The sequence below is a fragment of the Rhodanobacter koreensis genome, assembly GCF_054782855.1.
In genome coordinates, this window is record NZ_BAAGRR010000003.1 from 53,875 (window position 1) to 74,414 (window position 20,540).

The following is a 20,540-nucleotide window of genomic DNA, read 5'->3' on the forward strand; positions in this document are numbered from 1 at the left end:
ATCCATTCGCGAGTGCTATCCTTGCCACGCTTGAACGAGCGGACAATGAGACCGCATATGAGCAACGACATCATCCTTTCTCGCATCCGGCAGCAGATCGCATCGCTGTTAGAGGGTCGGTCGAATCTGGCACGCACCGTTGGCGCATCACTTCACGGTCGATGATGGAATCGACAATGGACGCTCGCCTCCCTTCGCTATTGATTCAGTCGCTTGATTGGCACACGGCCGATCAAGCGAAAGGCGATGTCTAAGATGTCAGCTTCGTCAAATGACTTGCGCAGTCGCTGGCATCGAGTTCGAGAACAGCTCGGCAACGCACTTCGCATCCTGAGAACCAAGGACGCGGAGCGAAGAAATGCGCTTGAGAAGGCCAATGACGATTTGAAGGCGGCGCAGGCTGACTTGCAAAGACGTTGGCAGTACCTAGCCGAGGCTCAGAAGCTTAGTCATTCGGGAACCTTCGGATGGAAGGTTACTAGTGGTGAACTTGTTTGGTCGGAGGAAACCCGAAACATTCTGTGTTTCGATCGGGAGACGAATCCTACTCTCGACCTAGCATTCGACCGAATCCACCCTGAAGACCGTGATCGCATGCAGAAGCTCAGGGAACATGCCATCAACAACGGCATTGACTTTGATGTCGAGCATCGAATTCTTCTCCCTGATGGCATCATCAAATACGTCCACGCGGTTGCCCATGCCGGAAGAGATGGCTTGGGCAATCTCGAATACATGGGCGTAATTACGGATATGACCGAACGCAAGCGCGCCGACGATGAACGACGCGCGCTCGCTCTCAAGTTGGAAGAAAGCAACGCCAGACTCGAAGAAGCCCAACGTGTCGCTCATGTAGGGCACTGGGAATGGGATCTTGAGACAAATGTGATCCTCTGGTCGGACGAGACCTATCGCATCTTTGGCTTATCGCCGCAAGAACGTCCAATGGACATGGCCACCAACCGCGGCATGATCCACCCTGATGACCGAGAGGCCCTCTACGGAGGAGTAGACGTAGACCTTTCGGCGGGCACGTACCCCATAGCGGAGTTTCGGGTGGTTCGTCCTGACGGCGAAGTCCGCACAGTGCATGCCATCACCTCAAAGCTACGCGGTGGGCCACTGGTTGATTCGAGCGGAGAGTCGTTGGAATGGCCGCGAAAACTCTTTGGCACCCTCCAGGATGTCACCGAGCGCAAACGCGCTGAGGAAGAACGACAGGCTCTATCTCGCGACCTGCAAGAGAGCAAGGATTGGCTTGAAGAAGCGCAACGGCTGGCTCACATCGGGTATTACAAATGGAACCTCATCACAGGCAGCGTGACGTGGTCTGATGAACTCTATCGCATCTATGGGCTGGATCCGAAAAGCGGCTCCATCGACATAGCGATGATCCACAAAATGATCCACCCCGACGACCGAGATCATGTTTTTCGGACGGCCGAGAAAGCCATTCAAGAAGGAGCGCACACTGCGGCGGAACATCGCATCATTCGTCCCGACGGTGAAGTGCGCACTATTCAAGGGCTCGGTACCGTCAAAAGAGATGCATCGGGGGTGGCATGCGAGATGTTCGGTACGGCCCAGGACATCACCGATCGCAAACGCGCAGAGGAAGCCCTGCAGCGGAGCCAGTTCTATCTCAGCGAGGGAGAGCGTCTCGCGCATACCGGGAGCTGGGCCTTCAATGATTCAGGTCACTACTGGTCCGACGAACTTTACAAAATCTATGGTTTGGATCCGAAGAACGGTGCGCCAACGGTCGAACAGTACCTAGCGCTCATACATCCACAGGACCGCGCTGCCATCGCTGAGTCCATTCAACGCATGCTGGATGAACATCGCGGATTCGATCAAATTGAGCGGATCATTCGACCTGACGGACAGCTGCGCTACCTTCGTGCAGTGGCGGTTCCCGTCGTTGAGCAAGGGGTCTTCAAAGGCTTCATCGGAACCACGATGGACGTCACCGAGCAGGAGCTTCTCACGCAGGAATTGCGGCGGGAGAGAGCTTACCTCGCGGAAGGGCAAGGCCTCACTCACATCGGCAGTTGGGCGACCAATTTTCACACAGGCAAAAATCACCATGTGTCGGATGAAATTTATCGCCTACATGGTTTTGAACCCAGCCAGGGCCCTGTGTCGCTTGAAGATTTCTGGAAAACCGTTCATTCCGAAGATGGGCCTGCTGTGAGAGCAGTTATCGAGAATGCGATCCGCACAAGAACGGATTACGACATTCCCGAGTTCCGGATTTGTCTTCCCGATGGAACTGTACGATTTCTGCGCACCATAGGGCACCACAATCCGCTCGGTGAAATAGGTGAGTACGTCGGCATCACCATGGACATAACAGAACGAAAACGCGCCGAAGATGAGAGGGAAAGGCTACGCCAATTGGAGAATGACCTCGCACACATCAATCGTGTCAACATGATGGGTGAGCTTGCCGCAGCGCTGGCGCATGAAATCAAGCAGCCCATCGCTGCATCGATTACGAGTGCGAACGCACTCTTGAGATGGTTGGCGCACGAGCCGCCCGATCTGGAAAGAGCACGCGCAACAGCGTCCAGGATTGAACAGGACGCCAACCGCGCAGCCAACGTCATCGATAGTTTGCGATCTTTTTACAAGACAGGGACGTTTGCAGAACGCCAAATCATCGACGTGAACGAAATAGTCGGGGACATGACCGTTCTGCTGAGTTGGGAAGCGGATCGACACGCCATAGCGATCCATTCCGAACTGGAGAGCGATACTCCAAAAATCCTTGCAAACCGCGTACAACTTCAGCAGGTCTTCATGAATCTGATGCTCAACGCGATTGAGGCCATGAAAGATACTGGGGGCGAATTGACGATCCGATCGCGATCGACTCCAGACGGCCTTCTTTCAATTTCCATCAGCGACACCGGCACAGGCTTGCCGACGGGATCCGTCGAACAGCTTTTTGAGCCCTTTCATACGACCAAACCGCAGGGAACGGGTATGGGCTTGACGATCACCCGCTCGATCGTGGAGTCGTGCGGTGGGCGTGTCTGGGCCACCGCCAATCTGAGCAAAGGCGCATCCTTCCACTTCGTTCTCCCTCGCGAGACCGAGACTCAGGTATGAAGCCAGCGGGCACACCCACGGTATTCATCGTCGATGACGATCATGGTGTGCGGCAGGCCGTACAGGACCTTGTCGAGTCCGTTGGTCTACATGCAGAGTCCTTTGCGACTGGGCTGGAGTTTCTGAACAAGAAGCCGACCTCTGGCCCGAGCTGCTTGGTCTTAGACGTAAGGCTTCCGCAGGTGAGTGGGCTCGATTTCCAGCGAAAACTGCTTGATGCCGGCATACAGATTCCCATCATTTTCATTACCGCACACGGCGATATACCCATGTCCGTCCGAGCGCTGAAATCGGGTGCTGTGGAGTTTCTGACGAAACCGTTTCGGGACCAGGATTTGCTAGACGCGATTCAGCAGGCTCTCCAGCTTGATCGCGCTGCACGTGAACAACAGGACGAAGTCCGCGAACTGCACGAACGTTATCTTTGCTTGACCACGCGCGAGCGGGAGGTCATGTCGCTAGTAGTGGCTGGAATGATCAACAAGCAGATCGCCTCAGAAATCGGAGCCAGCGAAGCCACCGTGAAGATCCATCGAGGCAATGTCATGGAAAAGATGCAAGCGAGGTCGCTGATCGAATTGGTCCGCATGACCGATAAACTCAAGCCTGTCCTTCCTCAGTAGCGCTAACTCATCTCCTTAGGAGAATCGCGTGCTCTAGAGCCCCTACTTTTGCTCTAGCCGCTACCACTTGAGTAGTATTTTTTTAAGCTATGGTCTGATTGCGCGTCCTTGTCGAAGGGCCTAGCGTGGGCTCATGAATACCGCGCCAGAGCCAAGCCTTCTTGCAATCCTCGATGATGACAAGTCAGTTCAAAGTGCACTGCAGGACCTCATCGAATCGGAGGGAATGTCCACGCTCTGCTTCGACTCGGCGGAGCAGTTTTTGGATTCCGGAGCGCGGCTCCAAGCGTCGTGTCTGATCGCCGACATTGGCATGCCAGGCATGTCGGGCCTTGAGCTGCAAGCGCAGCTCAAGGTCGAACGATGCGAGATACCCATCATTTTCATCACCGCGCACGGAGACATTCCACTGGCGGTAAACGCCATAAAGGAAGGTGCGAGTGATTTCTTTGCCAAGCCGTTTGACGGTGGAGTATTTCTGGTGGCCGTAGAGCAGGCCGTGGAAAAAGGAAGGGATGCCAGACGCAAGACGCTCGAACAAGCCGATCTTCTCGGACGCTACCGTTCGCTTACACCGCGTGAGCAAGAGGTTCTACCGCTACTAGTCAGCGGCCTACTGAACAAACAGGCTGCCGCAAAACTCGAAGTTACCGAGTACACGATTCAAATTCACCGCGGGCACATCATGCGAAAGATGAGGGCCGACTCCTTTGCAACTCTCGTCAGGATGGTGGAAAGGCTCAGTCCCGAGCCCATAGCAGCCATTCCTATGCTCGAGCGGTCGCCAAGAAGTTCCTAAAGAAGGTTGCCCAACATGACCCCGAGTTCGAACCGGGAAAGAGTTGGAAAGTTTGGTGGGTACATCACTGATGCAAACGCCATCGTACCCGACTCCGATTACGCCTACTTCGACATCCAAGTAGCTAAGGCTTGCTTGCAAGCAATTGCATGAATTTGCCAAATTCTGTGTCGTCCATGTCCGTTACGACCGCGGCATACTCGCCATTGATCTCCGCGGTTCGAATTTCATAGCCTTGCACCCGCGTTTCGCCTTGCATGTCTGCCGGTAGTTGCTGCGAAAAAACAAAAACATCAATGAGGTGCTTGCCGTGCCGATAAACCAAGGTCGGTATACGTGTATCACCCACATAGTCGATACGACCCCCGACTAAGGGAAAGCCTTGTGACGCAAAGTCGTTGACGGTGGGAGACGCCGGAATCTTTCCTTCAAACCATGGTTTGACTGTGTGGCGATCCGTAGAGACAACATCCACCGGCGATGTGGCCGCCAAAGCGCGCCAGTGGCTGGCGAACAGGTCCCGGGCGAACTGGTTCTGTGCCTGCATCTTCCCTTCGTGCTGATGCCATAGGCTGCCCATACCGCCCCCGACGAGAAAGACGATCAACCACGATGCGGCGACTGCCATCCACGTACGCATGGCTGCTCCCCGGTGTATCGGCTTGGAAGCAGACACAAGGTTGTCGCGTATTTTTTCGCGTAGCGCGTTGGGCGCATTGAAGCGAGTGGCGCTATCACGCATCTGTGTTCTCACTGTATCAAGTCCGTGCAAAACCACCTGGCATTCCCGGCACGTGTCGAGGTGCAACTCGAACTCACGACTCGTGACTGGGTCCAATTCCCCATCGAAATACAGCGGAAGAAGACTGTGGCTCATATCACAGCTCATACTCGACCTCCGTTACATCCGTCGCTCACGGTGATGGCCTTCATGAGCTTCTCGCGCCCTCTTGCCAGTCGAGACATGACCGTGCCGATGGGTATATGTAGCGCGTCAGAAATTTCACGGTAAGAAAGCTCCTCAATTTCGCGCAATATCAAGACCTCACGAAACTCGCTCGGCAATCTCCGCAAATGCTTTCGAAGACTCAAGCTCTCTTGCGCGGAAGATGCTCGACTCTCGACATCATTCGTATCGGTTTGCTGCAACAGACGAAGTTCGGCGCCGTCTCCGTGATCCGCTGTCACCTGATCGATGTCTACAAGGCGGAGATCGCGACGTCGAACCTTTAGGCGAGCGAGGCAACAGTTACGTACGATGGTGAGCCACCACGCCTTGGCGTTACCACCTACAAACGTATCTGCGGAGCGCAGCGCGCGTACAAAAGCATCTTGCACGGCGTCGGTGGCATCGGCTTCATTGCCGAGAAGCCAGCGCGCAAGATTGTAGGCGGCATCGAGATGACTAACCGCCAAGTCGCCAATAACGCTTTGTTGGTTCGGGGTGGCCATGGCTCACTGCCTTGCGCGCAGCACCACGAGACTACTTGCGGACATGCACCACTCCCATCATGAATGGATGAACGGTGCAAAAGTAGGCGTAGTCACCCGGGTGAGTGAATGTGTAGGAATAGCTGTCACCGGTATCGAGGCCTTGGGACGAGAGCACTCCACCCTTGTCTTTGCTTGTCACAGTATGAGGAACTTGATCACGGTTGGTCCATGTCACCTTGGTGCCTGGCTTCACCGTTAGAACGCCGGGATTGAAAGCCATTTTGGTGATATCGACCGCCTGTGTTGGCGTCGACGCCTGAACCGGAAACATAACGATGAGTGACAACAGCCCAGCTGTCATGCACCACATGCCGTATCGCCGTATGTTCGGCAGAATTCTGGTTTTTGTCATGATTGTCTCGTTGATTTGGTGACGTGTTATGCGGTCAGTGGTCGAGCGGGGTGTCGATGAGCGCAAGACGTTGTTGCCCGCGAACAACCGACACTTGGCGCGTGCCCAGTAGTTTGCCCAGCTCCCCAGGAGGTACGGTCATTGGACTCGGCTCGCCAAATCCGGCCTGCCCAGGAGTGGGTAACGGATAGGCAAGCGACGCTGCGGTATGCAGCGCGACATGGCCTTCCACTTTCTGCATCACTTGGTGAATGTGGCCGTTGAGCACGGTCACCGAACCAAATGGACGCAGCAGGGCAAGTGCTGTCCCGGCATCGGATGTGCCCCAGCCCCAAGGAGCCCAGATGGTCCACATCGGAATATGTGCAAAGACCACGACTGGCGTGGAATGCGAAACATTGGCGAGATCGGCTTTCAGCCACGCCAGCTGCTCATCACCCAACGCGGCCATCGTGCCCACCTTGAAGTTCTGGACATTGTTCAGGCCGATGAAGTGCACGCCGCCTTGGTTGTAGCTGTACCAGGCGCGACCATGTCCGTCTGTGTCGAAGAACTTTAGATAGCCATTTACTCCATCATCGATCGCATCGTGTTCTCCAGGAACGGTATGTATGCGGTCGACGTGAATTTCTTTAAATATCTCGCGTGCCTGGCCGAACTGCTCCGCACGAGATAGATGACTTATGTCACCGGTGTGCACAACAAAGGCTGGGCGTTGCGACAAGGCATTGATGTCCCCTATGGCGCGCCGCAAGCTGCCGACGACGTCAGGGTTGGCTTGCTTGTTAAAGCCGAGGTGTGTATCGCTAATCTGTACAAAGGTCAGGGAATTGGCAGGTGCGGACTGGAGGGTGCCATCGGATGTCATCCCTAAAGCCCGAGGGATGCCGCCTGTGACGTTCCACAGAACCGCAGCTCCCGTCCAGGCTGCCAAACAGCCCAGCGCCTTTCGCCGACTCGCATCGTGCCCAGAATCGTTGTGATCAAACTCGCTCATGACGGCCTTACCTGGTGGGGGACTCAAGTACTAAATCACCCAGGTCAGACTTTTATTCCCGACACTTATCGTCTTGGATCATGAAGCTCGAATGCATACCTGAACTTCCCCGTTTAGCATTCCCGTAGCTGGGGCGAAGCTCGCCGGAGCAACGGTTGCGTGTTTCGGTCGCATCGTTGGGCTTGTCAACAACGCCGGCTACAGCTTGCTCGGTAATTTCGAAGAACTGCAGATGGCTGACATCCAGCAGCGGTTCGCGACGAATCTCTGGGGCGTCATGCATGTGTTGCGCGCCGCGTTGCCCGTGATGCGCAAGCAGCGCAGCAGTCACAGTCGATCGAGGTGATCGCCTCGTGTTGCAGCGTGATAGTGCCTTTGCCTGCGTCGATGGCTTTGATAATGCCGGTGCCTTGCGCGTCGGCTGGTTTGGTGTCGTGATGCATGCCGCCCATGCCAGGCATGTTCGGGTCCATCGTTTGTGCCGTGGCGAAGCCGGGCGCGGCAACCAGTGTGCCAACGAGTGCGAAGACGAGAATGTGTTTTTTCATGGGCTAATTCCTTGGTGGGGGGGTGAGTGCAACGTTTGTTTCGCTTGCCTTGCGCAACCGATGCAGGACCAGGAGATGAAACGCTGCGGGGATGACGAGCATGGATAACAGTGGCGCGGTGACCATGCCGCCGATCATTGGAGCGGCGATGCGTTGCATGACTTCGGAGCCCGCGCCGTGGCCCAGAAGAATCGGGAAGAGGCCGGCAAGGATCACCGCGACCGTCATCGCCTTGGGCCGCACGCGCTGTACCGCGCCTTCCCGAATCGCTTCGTCCAGTGCAGCGGGTCCCGCGTTCGGGTCGAGCGCGAGTTGATGCTTCCAGGCGTGTTCCAGATACAGCAGCATCACCACACCGAACTCGGCGGCAACACCGGCCAGCGCAATGAAGCCAATGATCGTGGCCACCGACACGGCCTGACCGAGCAGCCAGATCAGCCATAGGCCGCCGACCAGCGCCAGCGGCACACTGGCCATGATCATCGCCGCTTCACTGGCACGACGAAATACGGCATAGATCAGCCCGAAGATGATGACCAGCGCGATCGGCACCACGAGCTTGAGGCGTTGCATGGCACTCGCTAGATATTCAAACTGACCTGACCAGGCCACGGTGATACCGGGTGGCAGCTTCACCTGCTGCGCTACGACATGTTGTAGGTCGGCAACCACCGCACCGAGATCGCGTCCGCCAGTATCGACATAGACGTAGGTGGCCAGCTGGCCGTTCTCGCTCTTCAGCATCGGCGGCCCCATATCCAGAGTGATGTCAGCGATCTGGCCTAGCGCCAGTTGCGCACCGTTGGCAGCGACGATCGGCAATTGCCGCAAGGCTGCCACCGAATCGCGCTCGACGCGCGGATAGCGAACGACGATCGGATAGCGCTCGCGCCCCTCGACGGTTTGCCCGATCGGATCGCCGCCCACGACCGTCGCGATCAGCTCTTGCACCTGCTGTTGGGTTAAACCATAACGAGCCGCGTCATCGGGGCGAATATGCACATCGACGTAGCGGCCGCCCTCAGCCCGTTCGGCAATGGCCGAGCTGACCCCGGGCACCTTCTTGGCGACGGCTTCAATCTGATCGGCCACCGTCTCCAAGGTGGAGGGATCGGGTCCGAGCACTTTGATGCCGATCGGACTCTTGATGCCGGTGGCCAGCATGTCGATGCGGTTGCGGATCGGCGGCACGAACAGGTTCGTCAGTCCCGGCACCCGTACGGCCTTGTCCAATTCCGCCTTGATCTTGTCCATCGTCATGCCGGGCCGCCACTGCTCCTTCGGCTTGAAGGTGATCATGGTTTCGAACATTTCCAGCGGCGCCGGATCGGTGGCCGTCTCCGCGCGTCCAGCCTTGCCAAACACGTGATCGACTTCGGGTACGGTCTTGATCATGCGGTCGGTAAGCTGCAGCAGCTGCGACGCCTTGCCGGCGGATAAACCGGGCAACGCGGTGGGCATATACAGCAGCGTGCCCTCATCCATCGCTGGCATAAACTCGCTGCCCAGATGGCCATAGGGGATGATCGCGCTGAGTAATAGGATGCCGGCCAATACCAGCGTCGCCTTCGGGTAACGCAAGACCGCTTCGAGGATGGGCCGATAGCCACGGATCAGCCCGCGGTTGATGGGGTTATCGCGCTCGGCGCGGATGCGCCCGCGGACCAGATAGCCCATCAGCACCGGTACCAGGGTCACGGCGAGGCCGGCAGCGGCCGCCATGGCGTAGGTCTTGGTGAAGGCCAGCGGTTTGAACAGCTTGCCCTCCTGACCTTCCAGCGCAAACACCGGCACAAACGACAGCGCGATGATCAACAAGCTCACGAACAACGCGGGCCCCACTTCGGCGGCGGCGGCGGCGATCAGCGACCATCGTTCCGCACCCTGTGGTTCACGTCCGTCGTTCGCTTCGCGCCAATGTTCAAGATGCTTGTGCGTGTTCTCAATCATCACGATGGCCGCATCGACCATCGCGCCGATCGCGATCGCGATGCCACCGAGCGACATCAGATTCGCCGACACCCCTTGCAGGTTCATCACGATGAAGGCTGTCAGCACGCCCAGCGGCAGTGTGATCACGGCCACCAGTGCGGAACGCAAATGACCGAGGAATAACGCACAGACCAGGGCGACAATCAGGAACTCTTCCAGCAATTTGCCCCACAGGTTTTCCACGGCGGCATCGATCAGCCGCGACCGATCGTAGGTGGGCACAATCTCGACGCCGGCCGGCAGACTACGCTGAAGCACAGCCAGTCGTGCCTTGACCGCCGCGATGGTGGTCTTCGCGTTCTTTCCCGAGCGCATCACGATGATGCCGCCCACCACCTCGCCCTGTCCGTCCAGCTCGGCGAGGCCACGGCGAAACGTCGGGCCGCGTCGTACCGTCGCTACGTCACGCAGCAGGACGGGCACGCCACCCGCGTTGGCGGTAATCGGTACGGTTTCGAAGTCCGTCCGGCTCTTCAGATAGCCTTCGCTGCGCACCATGAACTCGGCTTCGCCTTGCTCGATCACCGAACCACCGTTGGCGCCATTGGCCGAGCGGATCGCTTCCACCAACTGCGCCACAGTGATGCCGCGTGCTGCCAACGCCTGCGGATCGGGCACGATCTGCCATGCCCGTTCCATTCCACCCAAGGTGGCCACTTCGGCGACGTTCGGCACCGTCTTGAGCTGATAGCGCAGGAACCAGTCCTGCAACGCACGCAGCTGGCCGAGATCGTGTTGGCCGGTGCGATCGACCAGGGCGTATTCGTAGATCCAGCCCAGTCCTGTGGCATCCGGGCCCAATGCTGGGGTGACACCTGTCGGCAGGCGGTCGCGCACCTGACTCAAATACTCCAGCACACGCGAGCGCGCCCAATACAGGTCGGTGCTGTCGTCGAAAAGCACGTCGACGTAGGAGTCACCGAAGAACGAAAAGGCGCGCACGGTCGTCGCACCGGGCACCGACAGCATGGTGGTGGCCAGCGGATAGGTGACCTGATCCTCGACCACCTGGGGCGACTGTCCCGGGTAGCTGGTACGGATGATCACCTGCGTGTCGGACAGGTCGGGCAGCGCATCGATCGGGGTGTGCATGGCGGCGAATGCACCGGCCAGCGCCAGCGCCAATGCAGCCAGCAGCACGAACACGCGGTGTGCGATGGCCGCACGAATGAGAGCGGCAATCATGGGTGCTCTCCCGGCATGGGCATACCCGACATCGGCGCACTAGCCGCGGGTGCCGGTTTCGCCGTAGGGTCATTCAAGCGCTCCAGCGCCCCCGAAAGGCTGGCTTCCGAATCGATCAGGAACTGACCTGACACCACGACCTTCTCGCCACCCGTGAGGCCATCGAGAATTTCGGTATAGCCGCCGGCCGCACGTCCCGCGCGTACCGCGACGGCACGAAAATGTCCGCCGTCTTCGGTGAGGATCACCCGCGTGTGATCGCCGGTAGCAATCAACGCATCGTCGGGCACGACCGGCACAGCGTTGCCCGGCGTCGGGTCGAGCTGCACGGTGGCGAACATGCCGGGACTCAATGCGCCATCCGGGTTCGCAAGCACGATGCGTGCGCGCTGCGTACGGGTGGTCATGTCGATATCGGGGAGCAACGTTTCCACGCGGCCGCGGAAGACCTGCCCCGGCAACGCATCGACGCGGACGGTGACCGGAGTATCTGCATGCACGATGCCAGCCACGGCCTGCGGTAAGGCTGCCTCGACCCACACCGTGGACAGCCCGTTGATCGTCATCAGCGTTTGTCCGGCACTGACGCGTTGTCCCTCACGTACATCCAGCGTGCTGATCACGCCGGTCTGCGGCGCATGCAGCGTGACCTGGCCGCCGCTCCCTATCGTACGGGCGTCGGTCGACGACAGACCAAGTACGCTGAGACGTTGTTGCGCTGCGCCGCGCAACGCTTTGGCCTCCGCCGATTGGACATGCTGCAAGGCCTGGGATTCGGCCACGGCGCTGCTCCACTGCGGAGCGAGCAAATCCGCCAGCGGAGCACCCGCGGTGATCGTCGTATACGGGGCGCGTACGTACAGCTTGCTCACCACCGCGTCCACGCGGGCGCTGACGATCACGGCTTGGCGAAGATCCCAGCTGATCGTGCCGGGCACTTGTACCGTTGCGGCCAGCACGCGGCGCTCGACGGGTGCTGTGCGTACGCCAAGGTTTTGCACGGTCGTCGGATCGATGTGGAGGGTGTTCGTGTCGGCGCCGACATCGGCGTATTTGGGCACCATCTGCATGCCCATCGACGACATCCCCGGTTTGTCGGAATGCTGTGTGGGCACCATCGGGTCGTACCAGTACAGCACCTTGGCACGGGTAGCCGGTGCCGGCGATCCGGCGGTGGCCGGATGATCGGCAGAGGATCCCGCCGGACCGCCATCGTGGCGACCTGCCCAGTAAGCAGCGATCGAGGCAACGAGCAGTACCGCAACAATCAAGGGGGTCAACAGGGTACGTTTCATGGGGTATCCCCTTCGGGCAGCAGGTAGGTCAAGGCGGCCCAGGCACGGCCGTAATCGGCGAGCATCTGGGCAAAGTCGGTGTGGTGAGTGATTTCGTCGCGACGAGCTTCCAGCAAGGGCTGGATGTCGCCACCGCCGCGATAGGTCGCCAAAGCCAGCGCGGCGCGATCATTAGCTTGCGGCAGCAGTTCATCGAGGTGCCGACGCACTTGCCGTCCTAGCGCGTCCCATTGCGCCCAAGCCGCTTGCACGGCTTCGGCTTGTTGCCGGCGTGCATCATCGTGTTCCGCACGGACGGCATCGAGATCGGCGGTGCGTGCGCTGATACCACGGTCCTGCCGATTGCGAGTGAACAACGGCAAGCTCACGCCGACCTGCAACGACACCATGTCGGACAATCCTTGAACACGGGAGCCGTAAGTCAATCCGACGCTCCACTCGGGATGCTTCGCGGCCTGAGCCAAAGCCAGCGCGGCTTCGGCGGCGTGTTCGCGTGCTGGCCAATCCAGGAGGTTGCCTTGCTGATCCAGGCTCGCCAGCAGGGCGGCTTCGTCATGGGGTAGCACCGTGAAGTCCGGTGCATCGGCGAGCGGTTCGTTGACCGGACGACCAAGCCATCGCCCCAATGCCGCGCGCGCCTGAGCTTCGCGTGAGGTCCCGTCATCAATACGGTTCTCCAGATCGAGCGTTTCCATACGCATCGCCAGCACGTCGGCCGCGGAGCCAGTACCGCCCCGCAATCGCGCTTTGGCCACCGCGACGTCCACCGCCCACTCGCGCTGCATGGCCTGCAGCATCTGGACTTCATGGTGAGCACCCCACGCGGTGATCCAGGCCGCAGCCACTTGCTGCTCAATGGCCAGGCGGGTCATCACCGTGGTTGACGCGGCTTGCTCAACGTCGGCGTCGGCGGTGTCACGCTGGGCCTGCCGTTTGGCCCGCGACGGGAGCACCTGGGTAAGTCCGACCGTGCGCATGGTCATGGTGTCGCCGCCGGCCGTAAATGCTCCTGGTCCCTGGACGTCCAGATTGTCGATGCCAACAGTGAGTTGGGGATCCGGCAGCGCGCCGGCGCGCCCGGCTTCTTCACGGGCGGCATCCTGCTGGGCACGGCGTGCTTCCATCAGGGGCGCTTGCGCCATGGCCCGCTGTGTCGCGGCGTCCAGTGTCAGCGCAGCTGCAGGGTCATCCGCCCAAGCGGGGGAAGCAAAGAGAAACATGGCGGCCCATAAAGAGCACAGCCAGGAGCGTGCCGAGAAGGCACGCATCCAGATTTGATGGGAAAACATGGCAAGCTCCGATGACAAACCGAACGGGCCACGCACACAGGCATGGCCACCGAAGGGCTAGCAATCGAGGGCTAAATCAATAGGGCGCAGAACCGCAACGTGGGCGGTGGCTCCGGGCGATGCAGAGCCATGTTCGGCAAGGCGACCTGATGAGGCGCTTGCGCAATGGTTCCGAGCAACGTGGGTGATACGGATGCGAGCAGGAGCGGCGGCACCGTCGGCAGGCTTGCATCATGTGCTGACACGGCATTGCCGGCGCAGTGTTCGGCGCAGCGCGGATCCGCACTTACGTGATGCGTGGTCGGCGCGTTCGTCGTAGAGCTCTTACCCATGCCCGCACAATCACCTGTCATGACGACGTTGGCAGGTGCCGCGGGCAACGTACAGGCGTAGGCCGCCATGGCCATCTGCTGAAACAGCAGGCAAAACAGCACGATCCCCGTCCATAGGACACGGCGACGATGGCTGATGTGAAAGCGCTTGCGCATGGCGGCGCCATTCTAACCCACCTGGAGGTGGGTCCAGTCAAGCAGGCAGAGGGTTCAGGATCGACTAGCTCTTCAAGTGTGCAACGCCATAAATATGCAAAGTAGTCCGTGGCGGGTTTGAAGCATTACAGGCGGTCGCTTTAGAAGCACTGGAGCTGGTGCGTTTGCGACCGCAACGGATGGTGGGTTTGAGCAGAATACGCACGGTACACGCAGCATCCCGGTATACACAGCAAAGGTCGTTGTTGCAGTGAGTCCGTAACACTCTGCGCCACTTCATCACGACAGCGAACATCTGACCGCTTCCGACAGCGAACAGCCCACTGGGCAGATGACTGGTGAAGCTGGTCAGTTCATTTGCCTAGACTTGTCAGCTGTGATGGCAATGGACGGACAGTTCGGTGGCAATACGCAATTGGTACATCGCCTTCAGTATCTTCGGGAAGCGCCAACGGATTGTGGATATCTACATCTCATGTGGGAACTATCAGTTCACCAGTTGCCCGTACCTTTCCGCCACGCTGATGATCGCCGTCATCCCGGCATTGAACTCCAGGAAATCAGCTTCGATCCCATCACTGAAGATCACGCCGTAACCTGCCATCTGCGAGACGAGTTGTAGCGGCTCCTTATGAGTCACTTGCCCGAAAACCAACTCGACTTGTGTCGTGCGACTGGGGAAAGGTTCGCGCACCGTGAACTGCAGATGGTCGGCGTCCCAAGCAAACCCATGTTCTCGCATGGCCTGTGCCGGCCCCGCGAGTGCGTGCCCAGCAACGCCGGCCGCACCGGCCAACAGGCTCTGAAACCATCCCGTTGAGCCCAACCCCGTAGACACGATGATTCCACTGGATGAATGCGTCTCGGATCGACCCCCTTGTTGGATCTGATAGCGCGCAGATACATGCGAGCGCGGACCGATGAAAAGGTCATTAACCGCATAAAGCTCCTGCCCATCACTCAGGCTCGCTCGCGCCATCGTGACGCGATTCAGCGACCGCGTCCCGGCAATAGCCTCCTTCGCTATAGCCGACAGATCTTCAACCTCGAAGGGAAGGAGAACCCCGTCCCATCGAGCGGGGTCCGGATTGACCCCTATGACCGGCTGCGCACTCTTGAGATACTTGAGCGTGTTCGCGACCAAGCCGTCCTGTCCCAGCACCACGACCAAGGCATCGGGCGCGAAGAGGTAGTTGGATAAGAAGCCTCGATCCAGTCGCTGAACGCGACCGAAGCGACCCAGAGTCGCCTCAGCCGCCTGCACCGCGCCTAGATAGACGTGATGCTCCGCCTCATAGTCCGAAAAGTCCGCACCCAGATGCTCGACGTAGAAGCGCGCCTGTTCGATCGTGTTGAAGCGCACGATCAACTCCTCCAGCCGCGTCTTGCGAGTCACCAGCACGATTCGCTGGTTCAGCGCATCCATGGCGTCAGGCCTTGGCCGGTAACTTGGCTCGCGGTTGCGTCAGCTGCTGCAACAGATCCGGCGAGATGTTGAGTTCGCCAATCCGTCCGGCACCTTCAGCCAACCCCTGGAAGGCCTGCGCAATCAGCACGCTGGGGTCGGCCTGTCCGACCATCAGAGCCTGCAGCACCTTCGGGTCAATACCCTGGACGGCCTTCATGGTGGCCGCCACCGCGTAGGCCTTGGCATCGGCTTCGGTCTGCGCGTTTGCGGCGCGCAAGGAGGTCAAGCTCTTGTTCTTGTCTTCCAGCGCGATGCGGCCGGCCAACTCCTGATCCTGGATCGCCTGGCGCTTGGCCAGCACGGCTTGCTCGGCTTCCAACTGTGTTTCGCGAATCTGGCGCTTCTTGGTTTCCACCGCGATCTCGGTATTGAGCTCGTTTTCCTTGACCGCACGCTCCTGCTCGATCGCGGCATTCCGGCGGACGTAAGTCGCATCATCAGCTTGTTTCAGGATCTGCTCTCGGACCTGGGCCTCAAGCGCACGCGCCGTCTCGGGATTGGGCTTTACCGCAAGGACCGACAGATTGACCAGTTCGAGTCCGAGGCTGGAGAGGCCATCGGCACGCTGCAGGCCCTGGCGCACGACCTGGACCAAGTGATCGGAACCGCGCAGCAGCTCCTGAAGCGTTTGACCCTGCAGCACCGAACGCAACTGCACCTGCACGGCGTTGACCACTCGCTGCGGTAACTTTGTTCGGTCTTCCGACGCATAGGTGCCATCGGGCTTGAGCGTGAAGTTCATGAGGCTGGCGAGCGTGGTCGGAGCGGACACGCGATAGGTGACCTGCCCCTGCACGGTCACGACCTGAAAGTCACTGCTGACTTCCTGGAACATGAAGGGAGCATCGACGCTCTCCAGCGGGATCGAGACCAGCGTGGCGCTGGGCGCGAAGTACCAGAACGTGAGGCCGGTGCCTTCGCGCACCGCTTTACCGTTCTTGTACTGGATGACGTAGGTGCTGGGACTGGCTTTGACGTAACGATAACCGAGCATGATCGTATCCCCCTGGTTAGATGAACTGGTTGCGCGTGCGAACCTTGGCGAAGGCCCGAGCGCGAATGCGTGTTCCGTTCTCCCACACCGTGTCCATGGCGTGCTCCCTAACCGTGGGTCGCTTCATGTCCTCGATGGCTTGGCTATTGGTGGGTATCGCTAACTTGAGTGATTGCATGACGGAAGCTCCTTCGCGTCGTGGGAAACCAGCGGTCTATCCGCCGGCGGGAGGGGCAAGGGTTCAACCTCGTCCCAGGAAAAACTCCAATATGGCCAGATGATCCTCGAACAGCTGGGGACCCATCTCCAGTGCTTCGCTCACCGGAAACCAGTGCGCCTTGTCGGCATCGTCGCCACCTTTCACCGCCGGCAACTCACCGGCCGGGAAGTCGAAGTGGTAGGCGTGGGTGATGGTGCGCCCGCGCTGTGACCGCTCCGGGTGATCGAAGACGTGCTGGCCCTTGATCGACCCTTTGAGTACCGGCAGCGGAAGCTTGAGGCGCGTCTCTTCGCGCAGCTCACGTAGGCAGGAAGCCAGGATCGACTCATCCTGGCCAACGAAGCCGCCGGGCAATGCCCAAAGTCCCTTGCCTGGCTCCGCACGACGGCGAACCAGAAGAACATGGCCCGAGTGCACCACGACGGCATCGGTGGTGACGAACGTCGGGGGATAGGGAGCGGTCGACCAGGCGGCTCGATAGTTCTGGATAAAGCGGTGCTCCGCAACCAGCTGCCCATACACGGCAGCATTCTTGCGGAAGGCTTCTAGCATCTCGAAGACGGGCGCCGGCACGTTGGCTTGCAGCATGCGCAACGCGCCGCGACCCGCCTCGTCCGCGGCCTCGAACAGGTAGCGACGAAGCTCCGTCGCAGAAAGCGTTTCGGTATGGGGGAGATGCACCAGAGGCCACTGCGGGAATTCCTGCAGGTAGTAACTGCTGGCGTCTTTCTCCCGGCCAATCATCCCTACGCGTGCATCCGGTGCCCTGCCATCACCTTTGATGGCTTCCGCGACGGCTCGTTGTACGGCGGCGATCCAATGAGCTTCGTTGTAGAGGTGATCGCGCAACGGCAGGACGATCAGCCGTTCGGACACGTCTTCCAGCGCAGCGCAAATCATCACCGCACGTTCGGCGACGGTCCAAGGATTGCGCAGCGAACGGGGGGTGTCGGCAGAACCAACCAGGAAAATGAGCTTCTTCGCGTGGCCCAGCGCATGGCGCGCGACGGCCGCGTGGCCGATGTGGAAGGGCTCAAAACGGCCGATGAAGACCAGATACTCAAAATCCATGAGGCTCCCTCACGGTGAATAGATTCTCGGGTCTGTCCCGAGAAGTGAGGCACATGCTACGCCAATCCTTGCTGCGGTCAACTGACATGAAATCGTTGCAGAGGTGCCAAGACCTGGCTGATCGAGTGTGCGCCAATTGGGCAGCGGCCCGCTGCCCAATTGTGCAACAGGCTGTTGCGTAAATTGCCTCAGCTGTAAAATGCCTTGGGACGTCAATGGTCCGCTATGGTTCGACCTCTACCTTTCGAGCTTGCCGGGCGTCATCGAGCCCGCAAGGGTTGTCAGCCATCGCCGGAATCCGCAGCCAGGATCTAGCTTGCTTCTGCGCCTCTCCCCCCTTCTTCTTGGCGCATTTTCAAGTTTTCGCAGCCGAGGTTTTCAACATATTTTTCATTGGTGTCGGCTAATCTATTGATTCTGTTACGGGTGCGGTTTTCGGATTTCAGCTCCCCCACAGAGTTGGCTGTCACCTCGCACAAGCTCTCCACTGTGGGAGTACAAGTTACCCACGATGAGTCCACCTTCGGATAGTTGGAGTGTTGGTGTTTCGCTCGACGCGAAGACACTGACGGCACCGAAGGTTGCCCGAAGATGCATGCCCGCGACCTGCAACGTCGCGCTCAGGTCTGCCGGACCTGGGTCTTGCGATCCGTCCTTTCCTTGTACCAATAAGAAATAGGCGTGGCCCATTAGATCACCCGAATGACGGCGTAGGCCTGGGTGTTACCTATCGTGTCGTTCAGAACAATGTCTCCAGATTGCGCCCAGCAATGCGCGGAAAACGGGTCGCTTGTGACGCCAAAGACAATGTTGGCGTGGAGGCGTCGCCTCGTGAGAAAGGCAACGATGGACAGTGAGTCAAGGAGGCAACAGGTCTCGATAGGTACAAACTTGCGCGCTTTCAGGAAGACCAGAGCATCGTTCAACAGGCGCGGTTCAGTGCTCCCGCGCTCAAGCGCCGTTGCCCGGCAGCGAAAGTCGATTGTGTCATCCAGGATTGTTTTCAGCCTGCGCGTCTTCAGTTGGATCTGGGTCCACCAAACGGTTGCAAGTACTTCAACTGCGGCGCCGATGCCACACGGCGCAGAGGGAGGGGACAACTCCAATGCACTGCGGGATGCGATTTTGATTGAGTCATTCTTGATGTTCGATGACAGTGGAGCCTCAGTGATAATGTTGCGTTCGACCAGAGGCGCGATATCGTCAGGCGTACAGATGGCGCCTTCGATATGCTCGATGAACGTCCGCTCCAAGTTGCCTGAAAGGCGGAAATATCGATCATTCCGTGTATCCAGAAATATCGCGCGTCCGTCGATGCGGCAGAATGACAGATCGTCATGCAGTCTGTAGCCGGGCATCTCGGTTTCTCCCAGTCCAAGAAGTGCGAGGCGCACCTCGCGGTGCGCCTCGCCATTCATTACTCGGAGATTCCGACTTCGCCTGAGTGGCCGAACGGTTCATTGACTGTCGCGCCAGTACCCTTCGTCTCCACGCTGGCGAGGCCCAACTCGATGACGTCTTCCGATGTGTCGTTGCGGATGTTCTCGTTCGTGTTCATCTCGATCTCCTGCGGTCATGTCATGGCAGTCCCATGACGCGAGCAGCGTAGGAGGCGGAAATTTTGATTTTCAAATGATTATTGCGTTGTCATCCGGTGATTATTCCGGGAGCGTGACGGCCGTCGCGCCATGCCGGATGCGGCGTCAATGCTTCGACGGATGTGCGTCAGGAAAAGTCCGATCGGCTTGCTTCGTCGTCGCTTTGCAACTTCGGGATGACCGGAAAACCAGAGGCTTGCTAGTGAAGGTAGTCGCTGCCGTCGCTAAGCAAAGCCACGATGCGTGGTACGAGTCGCTTTCGGCGTTCGTGATAGTCGCGCAGTGCGGACTTCAGGGTCGGCATGTCGTGTGTCTGCCAATGCCGTTTCAGTTCCGAAAGCTCTTCGACGCTGTGTTTGAGCAAGCCTTGCTCGGCTCGACGTATTGGTGCCAGCCGGTCGTTGGCCTGCTTCAGGGCATGGCGCAAGGACCGGTGGGCTGTCGCGCGGGCGATCGCGTCGAACAGTTGCCACGTCAGCTTGACCTGATCGTCGTCGGCGGACGCAAGCTCCAGCTGATCTGTCTTCCGCATGGCCAGCGCTGCGCCGATATCGCATGCCATCAGCAGCAGGCGTTCCATCCAGTCGTAGAGGTCGCGCATGGCGACTTCGGTGAGCAGCGGAACATGCAGTCCGCTGCGGGCATGATCGGTGACAAGATCTTCGCCGACCAGACGGTACAGAGCGAATCGAACCGGCGTGGGACTGGTGTGGAACTCTGCGGCAAGCGTAGCCGGATCGATCCGCTGCCCGGGTGCGTAGCGCCCCGACCGCAAGGCGCGTTTGACCTGTCCGTACACGAATACACTCTTGGAGTGGATAGCATCCATAGCTGAACTCCATGTCTGCGGCTAATTGCTTCCTGGGTTGGAGGTACAAGGATTGGGTGTCGCGCAAGGGATCGGACTTTCGACGGGAACGGGGGCCGTTTCTTCAGCGGCCGGGAAGTGAACCCGTCCCGCTTTTGCTTGCGGTGGGACGCGGGCTGCGGCTCGCCCGTACAGAAACTCGCAA

General features: G+C 59.1%; 20 protein-coding genes. 4 read left to right on the plus strand and 16 right to left on the minus strand.

Annotation, left to right across the window (positions count from 1 at the left end):
* Positions 1-246: 246 nt before the first annotated feature.
* The 3 genes from ACYVKM_RS12065 (at position 247) to ACYVKM_RS12075 (ending at position 4,536) form a co-directional block, all read left to right on the plus strand.
* On the plus strand, positions 247-3,114 hold the full coding sequence (locus ACYVKM_RS12065) for a PAS domain-containing sensor histidine kinase (RefSeq protein ID WP_460877867.1): 2,868 nt from the start codon (positions 247-249) through the stop codon (positions 3,112-3,114).
* Positions 3,111-3,737: a response regulator transcription factor gene (locus ACYVKM_RS12070; protein WP_460877868.1), complete on the plus strand. Its 627-nt coding sequence runs from the start codon at positions 3,111-3,113 to the stop codon at positions 3,735-3,737. Before ACYVKM_RS12065 ends, ACYVKM_RS12070 begins: the two co-directional genes overlap by 4 nt.
* A 133-nt stretch (positions 3,738-3,870) precedes the next feature.
* Positions 3,871-4,536, plus strand: a complete 666-nt coding sequence (locus ACYVKM_RS12075; protein WP_460877869.1) for a response regulator transcription factor — start codon at positions 3,871-3,873, stop codon at positions 4,534-4,536.
* 124 nt (positions 4,537-4,660) lie between these two features.
* Here the strand turns inward: ACYVKM_RS12075 and ACYVKM_RS12080 are convergent, their stop codons facing one another.
* The 4 genes from ACYVKM_RS12080 to ACYVKM_RS12095 are packed head-to-tail and all read right to left on the minus strand — an operon-like array spanning position 4,661 to position 7,379.
* The gene (locus ACYVKM_RS12080; RefSeq protein ID WP_460877870.1) at positions 4,661-5,413 is read right to left on the minus strand and encodes an anti-sigma factor family protein; all 753 of its coding nucleotides are present in this window, start codon (positions 5,411-5,413) and stop codon (positions 4,661-4,663) included.
* 8 nt (positions 5,414-5,421) lie between these two features.
* A complete protein-coding gene (locus tag ACYVKM_RS12085; RefSeq protein WP_460877871.1) occupies positions 5,422-5,988 on the minus strand; it encodes a sigma-70 family RNA polymerase sigma factor in 567 nt (188 codons plus the stop codon).
* A 31-nt stretch (positions 5,989-6,019) separates the two neighbouring features.
* Positions 6,020-6,382 (minus strand): cupredoxin domain-containing protein, encoded by a 363-nt coding sequence (locus ACYVKM_RS12090; protein WP_460877872.1) that lies wholly within the window; start codon positions 6,380-6,382, stop codon positions 6,020-6,022.
* A gap of 34 nt (positions 6,383-6,416) precedes the next feature.
* Positions 6,417-7,379 (minus strand): metallophosphoesterase family protein, encoded by a 963-nt coding sequence (locus tag ACYVKM_RS12095; protein ID WP_460877873.1) that lies wholly within the window; start codon positions 7,377-7,379, stop codon positions 6,417-6,419.
* Between the two features lie 172 nt (positions 7,380-7,551).
* On the opposite strand from ACYVKM_RS12095, the gene ACYVKM_RS12100 reads away from it, so the two are divergent.
* A complete protein-coding gene (locus tag ACYVKM_RS12100; protein WP_460877886.1) occupies positions 7,552-7,725 on the plus strand; it encodes an SDR family NAD(P)-dependent oxidoreductase in 174 nt (57 codons plus the stop codon).
* Here the strand turns inward: ACYVKM_RS12100 and ACYVKM_RS12105 are convergent.
* The 12 genes from ACYVKM_RS12105 to ACYVKM_RS12160 form a co-directional block, all read right to left on the minus strand.
* Positions 7,655-7,927 (minus strand): hypothetical protein, encoded by a 273-nt coding sequence (locus ACYVKM_RS12105; protein WP_460877874.1) that lies wholly within the window; start codon positions 7,925-7,927, stop codon positions 7,655-7,657. The two genes, ACYVKM_RS12100 and ACYVKM_RS12105, sit on opposite strands and share 71 nt — an antisense overlap.
* A gap of 3 nt (positions 7,928-7,930) precedes the next feature.
* On the minus strand, positions 7,931-11,104 hold the full coding sequence (locus ACYVKM_RS12110) for an efflux RND transporter permease subunit (RefSeq protein WP_460877875.1): 3,174 nt from the start codon (positions 11,102-11,104) through the stop codon (positions 7,931-7,933).
* Positions 11,101-12,399, minus strand: a complete 1,299-nt coding sequence (locus ACYVKM_RS12115; RefSeq protein WP_460877876.1) for an efflux RND transporter periplasmic adaptor subunit — start codon at positions 12,397-12,399, stop codon at positions 11,101-11,103. Before ACYVKM_RS12115 ends, ACYVKM_RS12110 begins: the two co-directional genes overlap by 4 nt.
* Positions 12,396-13,688: a TolC family protein gene (locus ACYVKM_RS12120; protein WP_460877877.1), complete on the minus strand. Its 1,293-nt coding sequence runs from the start codon at positions 13,686-13,688 to the stop codon at positions 12,396-12,398. The genes ACYVKM_RS12115 and ACYVKM_RS12120 overlap by 4 nt, the downstream gene beginning before the upstream one ends.
* A gap of 71 nt (positions 13,689-13,759) precedes the next feature.
* Positions 13,760-14,176 carry a hypothetical protein gene (locus tag ACYVKM_RS12125; protein ID WP_460877878.1) on the minus strand — a complete coding sequence of 139 codons (417 nt, stop codon included), beginning with the start codon at positions 14,174-14,176 and terminating at the stop codon, positions 13,760-13,762.
* A 487-nt stretch (positions 14,177-14,663) separates the two neighbouring features.
* Positions 14,664-15,602, minus strand: coding sequence for a diacylglycerol kinase catalytic domain-containing protein (locus ACYVKM_RS12130; RefSeq protein WP_460877879.1), 939 nt, complete (start codon positions 15,600-15,602; stop codon positions 14,664-14,666).
* A 4-nt stretch (positions 15,603-15,606) separates the two neighbouring features.
* Positions 15,607-16,638: an SPFH domain-containing protein gene (locus ACYVKM_RS12135; RefSeq protein ID WP_077443161.1), complete on the minus strand. Its 1,032-nt coding sequence runs from the start codon at positions 16,636-16,638 to the stop codon at positions 15,607-15,609.
* Between the two features lie 16 nt (positions 16,639-16,654).
* Entirely contained in the window at positions 16,655-16,816 is a 162-nt protein-coding gene (locus ACYVKM_RS12140) for a hypothetical protein (protein ID WP_460877880.1), read from the minus strand.
* Positions 16,817-16,879: 63 nt separating this feature from the next.
* Positions 16,880-17,929: a bifunctional nicotinamide-nucleotide adenylyltransferase/Nudix hydroxylase gene (locus ACYVKM_RS12145; protein ID WP_460877881.1), complete on the minus strand. Its 1,050-nt coding sequence runs from the start codon at positions 17,927-17,929 to the stop codon at positions 16,880-16,882.
* Positions 17,930-18,618: 689 nt separating this feature from the next.
* A complete protein-coding gene (locus ACYVKM_RS12150) occupies positions 18,619-19,347 on the minus strand; it encodes a lasso peptide biosynthesis B2 protein (protein WP_460877882.1) in 729 nt (242 codons plus the stop codon).
* Positions 19,347-19,487: a benenodin family lasso peptide gene (locus ACYVKM_RS12155; RefSeq protein WP_460877883.1), complete on the minus strand. Its 141-nt coding sequence runs from the start codon at positions 19,485-19,487 to the stop codon at positions 19,347-19,349. The genes ACYVKM_RS12150 and ACYVKM_RS12155 overlap by 1 nt, the downstream gene beginning before the upstream one ends.
* 239 nt (positions 19,488-19,726) lie before the next feature.
* Positions 19,727-20,356 carry a GntR family transcriptional regulator gene (locus ACYVKM_RS12160; RefSeq protein ID WP_460877884.1) on the minus strand — a complete coding sequence of 210 codons (630 nt, stop codon included), beginning with the start codon at positions 20,354-20,356 and terminating at the stop codon, positions 19,727-19,729.
* Between the last annotated feature and the right edge of the window lie 184 nt (positions 20,357-20,540).

Coding starts and splice junctions, on each gene's coding strand:
- ACYVKM_RS12065 (WP_460877867.1), top strand. CDS start 247: ATGTCTAAGATGTCAGCTTCGTCAAATGACTTGCGCAGTCGCTGGCAT.
- ACYVKM_RS12070 (WP_460877868.1), top strand. CDS start 3,111: ATGAAGCCAGCGGGCACACCCACGGTATTCATCGTCGATGACGATCAT.
- ACYVKM_RS12075 (WP_460877869.1), top strand. CDS start 3,871: ATGAATACCGCGCCAGAGCCAAGCCTTCTTGCAATCCTCGATGATGAC.
- ACYVKM_RS12080 (WP_460877870.1), bottom strand. CDS start 5,413: ATGAGCCACAGTCTTCTTCCGCTGTATTTCGATGGGGAATTGGACCCA.
- ACYVKM_RS12085 (WP_460877871.1), bottom strand. CDS start 5,988: ATGGCCACCCCGAACCAACAAAGCGTTATTGGCGACTTGGCGGTTAGT.
- ACYVKM_RS12090 (WP_460877872.1), bottom strand. CDS start 6,382: ATGACAAAAACCAGAATTCTGCCGAACATACGGCGATACGGCATGTGG.
- ACYVKM_RS12095 (WP_460877873.1), bottom strand. CDS start 7,379: ATGAGCGAGTTTGATCACAACGATTCTGGGCACGATGCGAGTCGGCGA.
- ACYVKM_RS12105 (WP_460877874.1), bottom strand. CDS start 7,927: ATGAAAAAACACATTCTCGTCTTCGCACTCGTTGGCACACTGGTTGCC.
- ACYVKM_RS12110 (WP_460877875.1), bottom strand. CDS start 11,104: ATGATTGCCGCTCTCATTCGTGCGGCCATCGCACACCGCGTGTTCGTG.
- ACYVKM_RS12115 (WP_460877876.1), bottom strand. CDS start 12,399: ATGAAACGTACCCTGTTGACCCCCTTGATTGTTGCGGTACTGCTCGTT.
- ACYVKM_RS12120 (WP_460877877.1), bottom strand. CDS start 13,688: ATGTTTTCCCATCAAATCTGGATGCGTGCCTTCTCGGCACGCTCCTGG.
- ACYVKM_RS12125 (WP_460877878.1), bottom strand. CDS start 14,176: ATGCGCAAGCGCTTTCACATCAGCCATCGTCGCCGTGTCCTATGGACG.
- ACYVKM_RS12130 (WP_460877879.1), bottom strand. CDS start 15,602: ATGGATGCGCTGAACCAGCGAATCGTGCTGGTGACTCGCAAGACGCGG.
- ACYVKM_RS12135 (WP_077443161.1), bottom strand. CDS start 16,638: ATGCTCGGTTATCGTTACGTCAAAGCCAGTCCCAGCACCTACGTCATC.
- ACYVKM_RS12140 (WP_460877880.1), bottom strand. CDS start 16,816: ATGCAATCACTCAAGTTAGCGATACCCACCAATAGCCAAGCCATCGAG.
- ACYVKM_RS12145 (WP_460877881.1), bottom strand. CDS start 17,929: ATGGATTTTGAGTATCTGGTCTTCATCGGCCGTTTTGAGCCCTTCCAC.
- ACYVKM_RS12150 (WP_460877882.1), bottom strand. CDS start 19,347: ATGAATGGCGAGGCGCACCGCGAGGTGCGCCTCGCACTTCTTGGACTG.
- ACYVKM_RS12155 (WP_460877883.1), bottom strand. CDS start 19,487: ATGAACACGAACGAGAACATCCGCAACGACACATCGGAAGACGTCATC.
- ACYVKM_RS12160 (WP_460877884.1), bottom strand. CDS start 20,356: ATGGATGCTATCCACTCCAAGAGTGTATTCGTGTACGGACAGGTCAAA.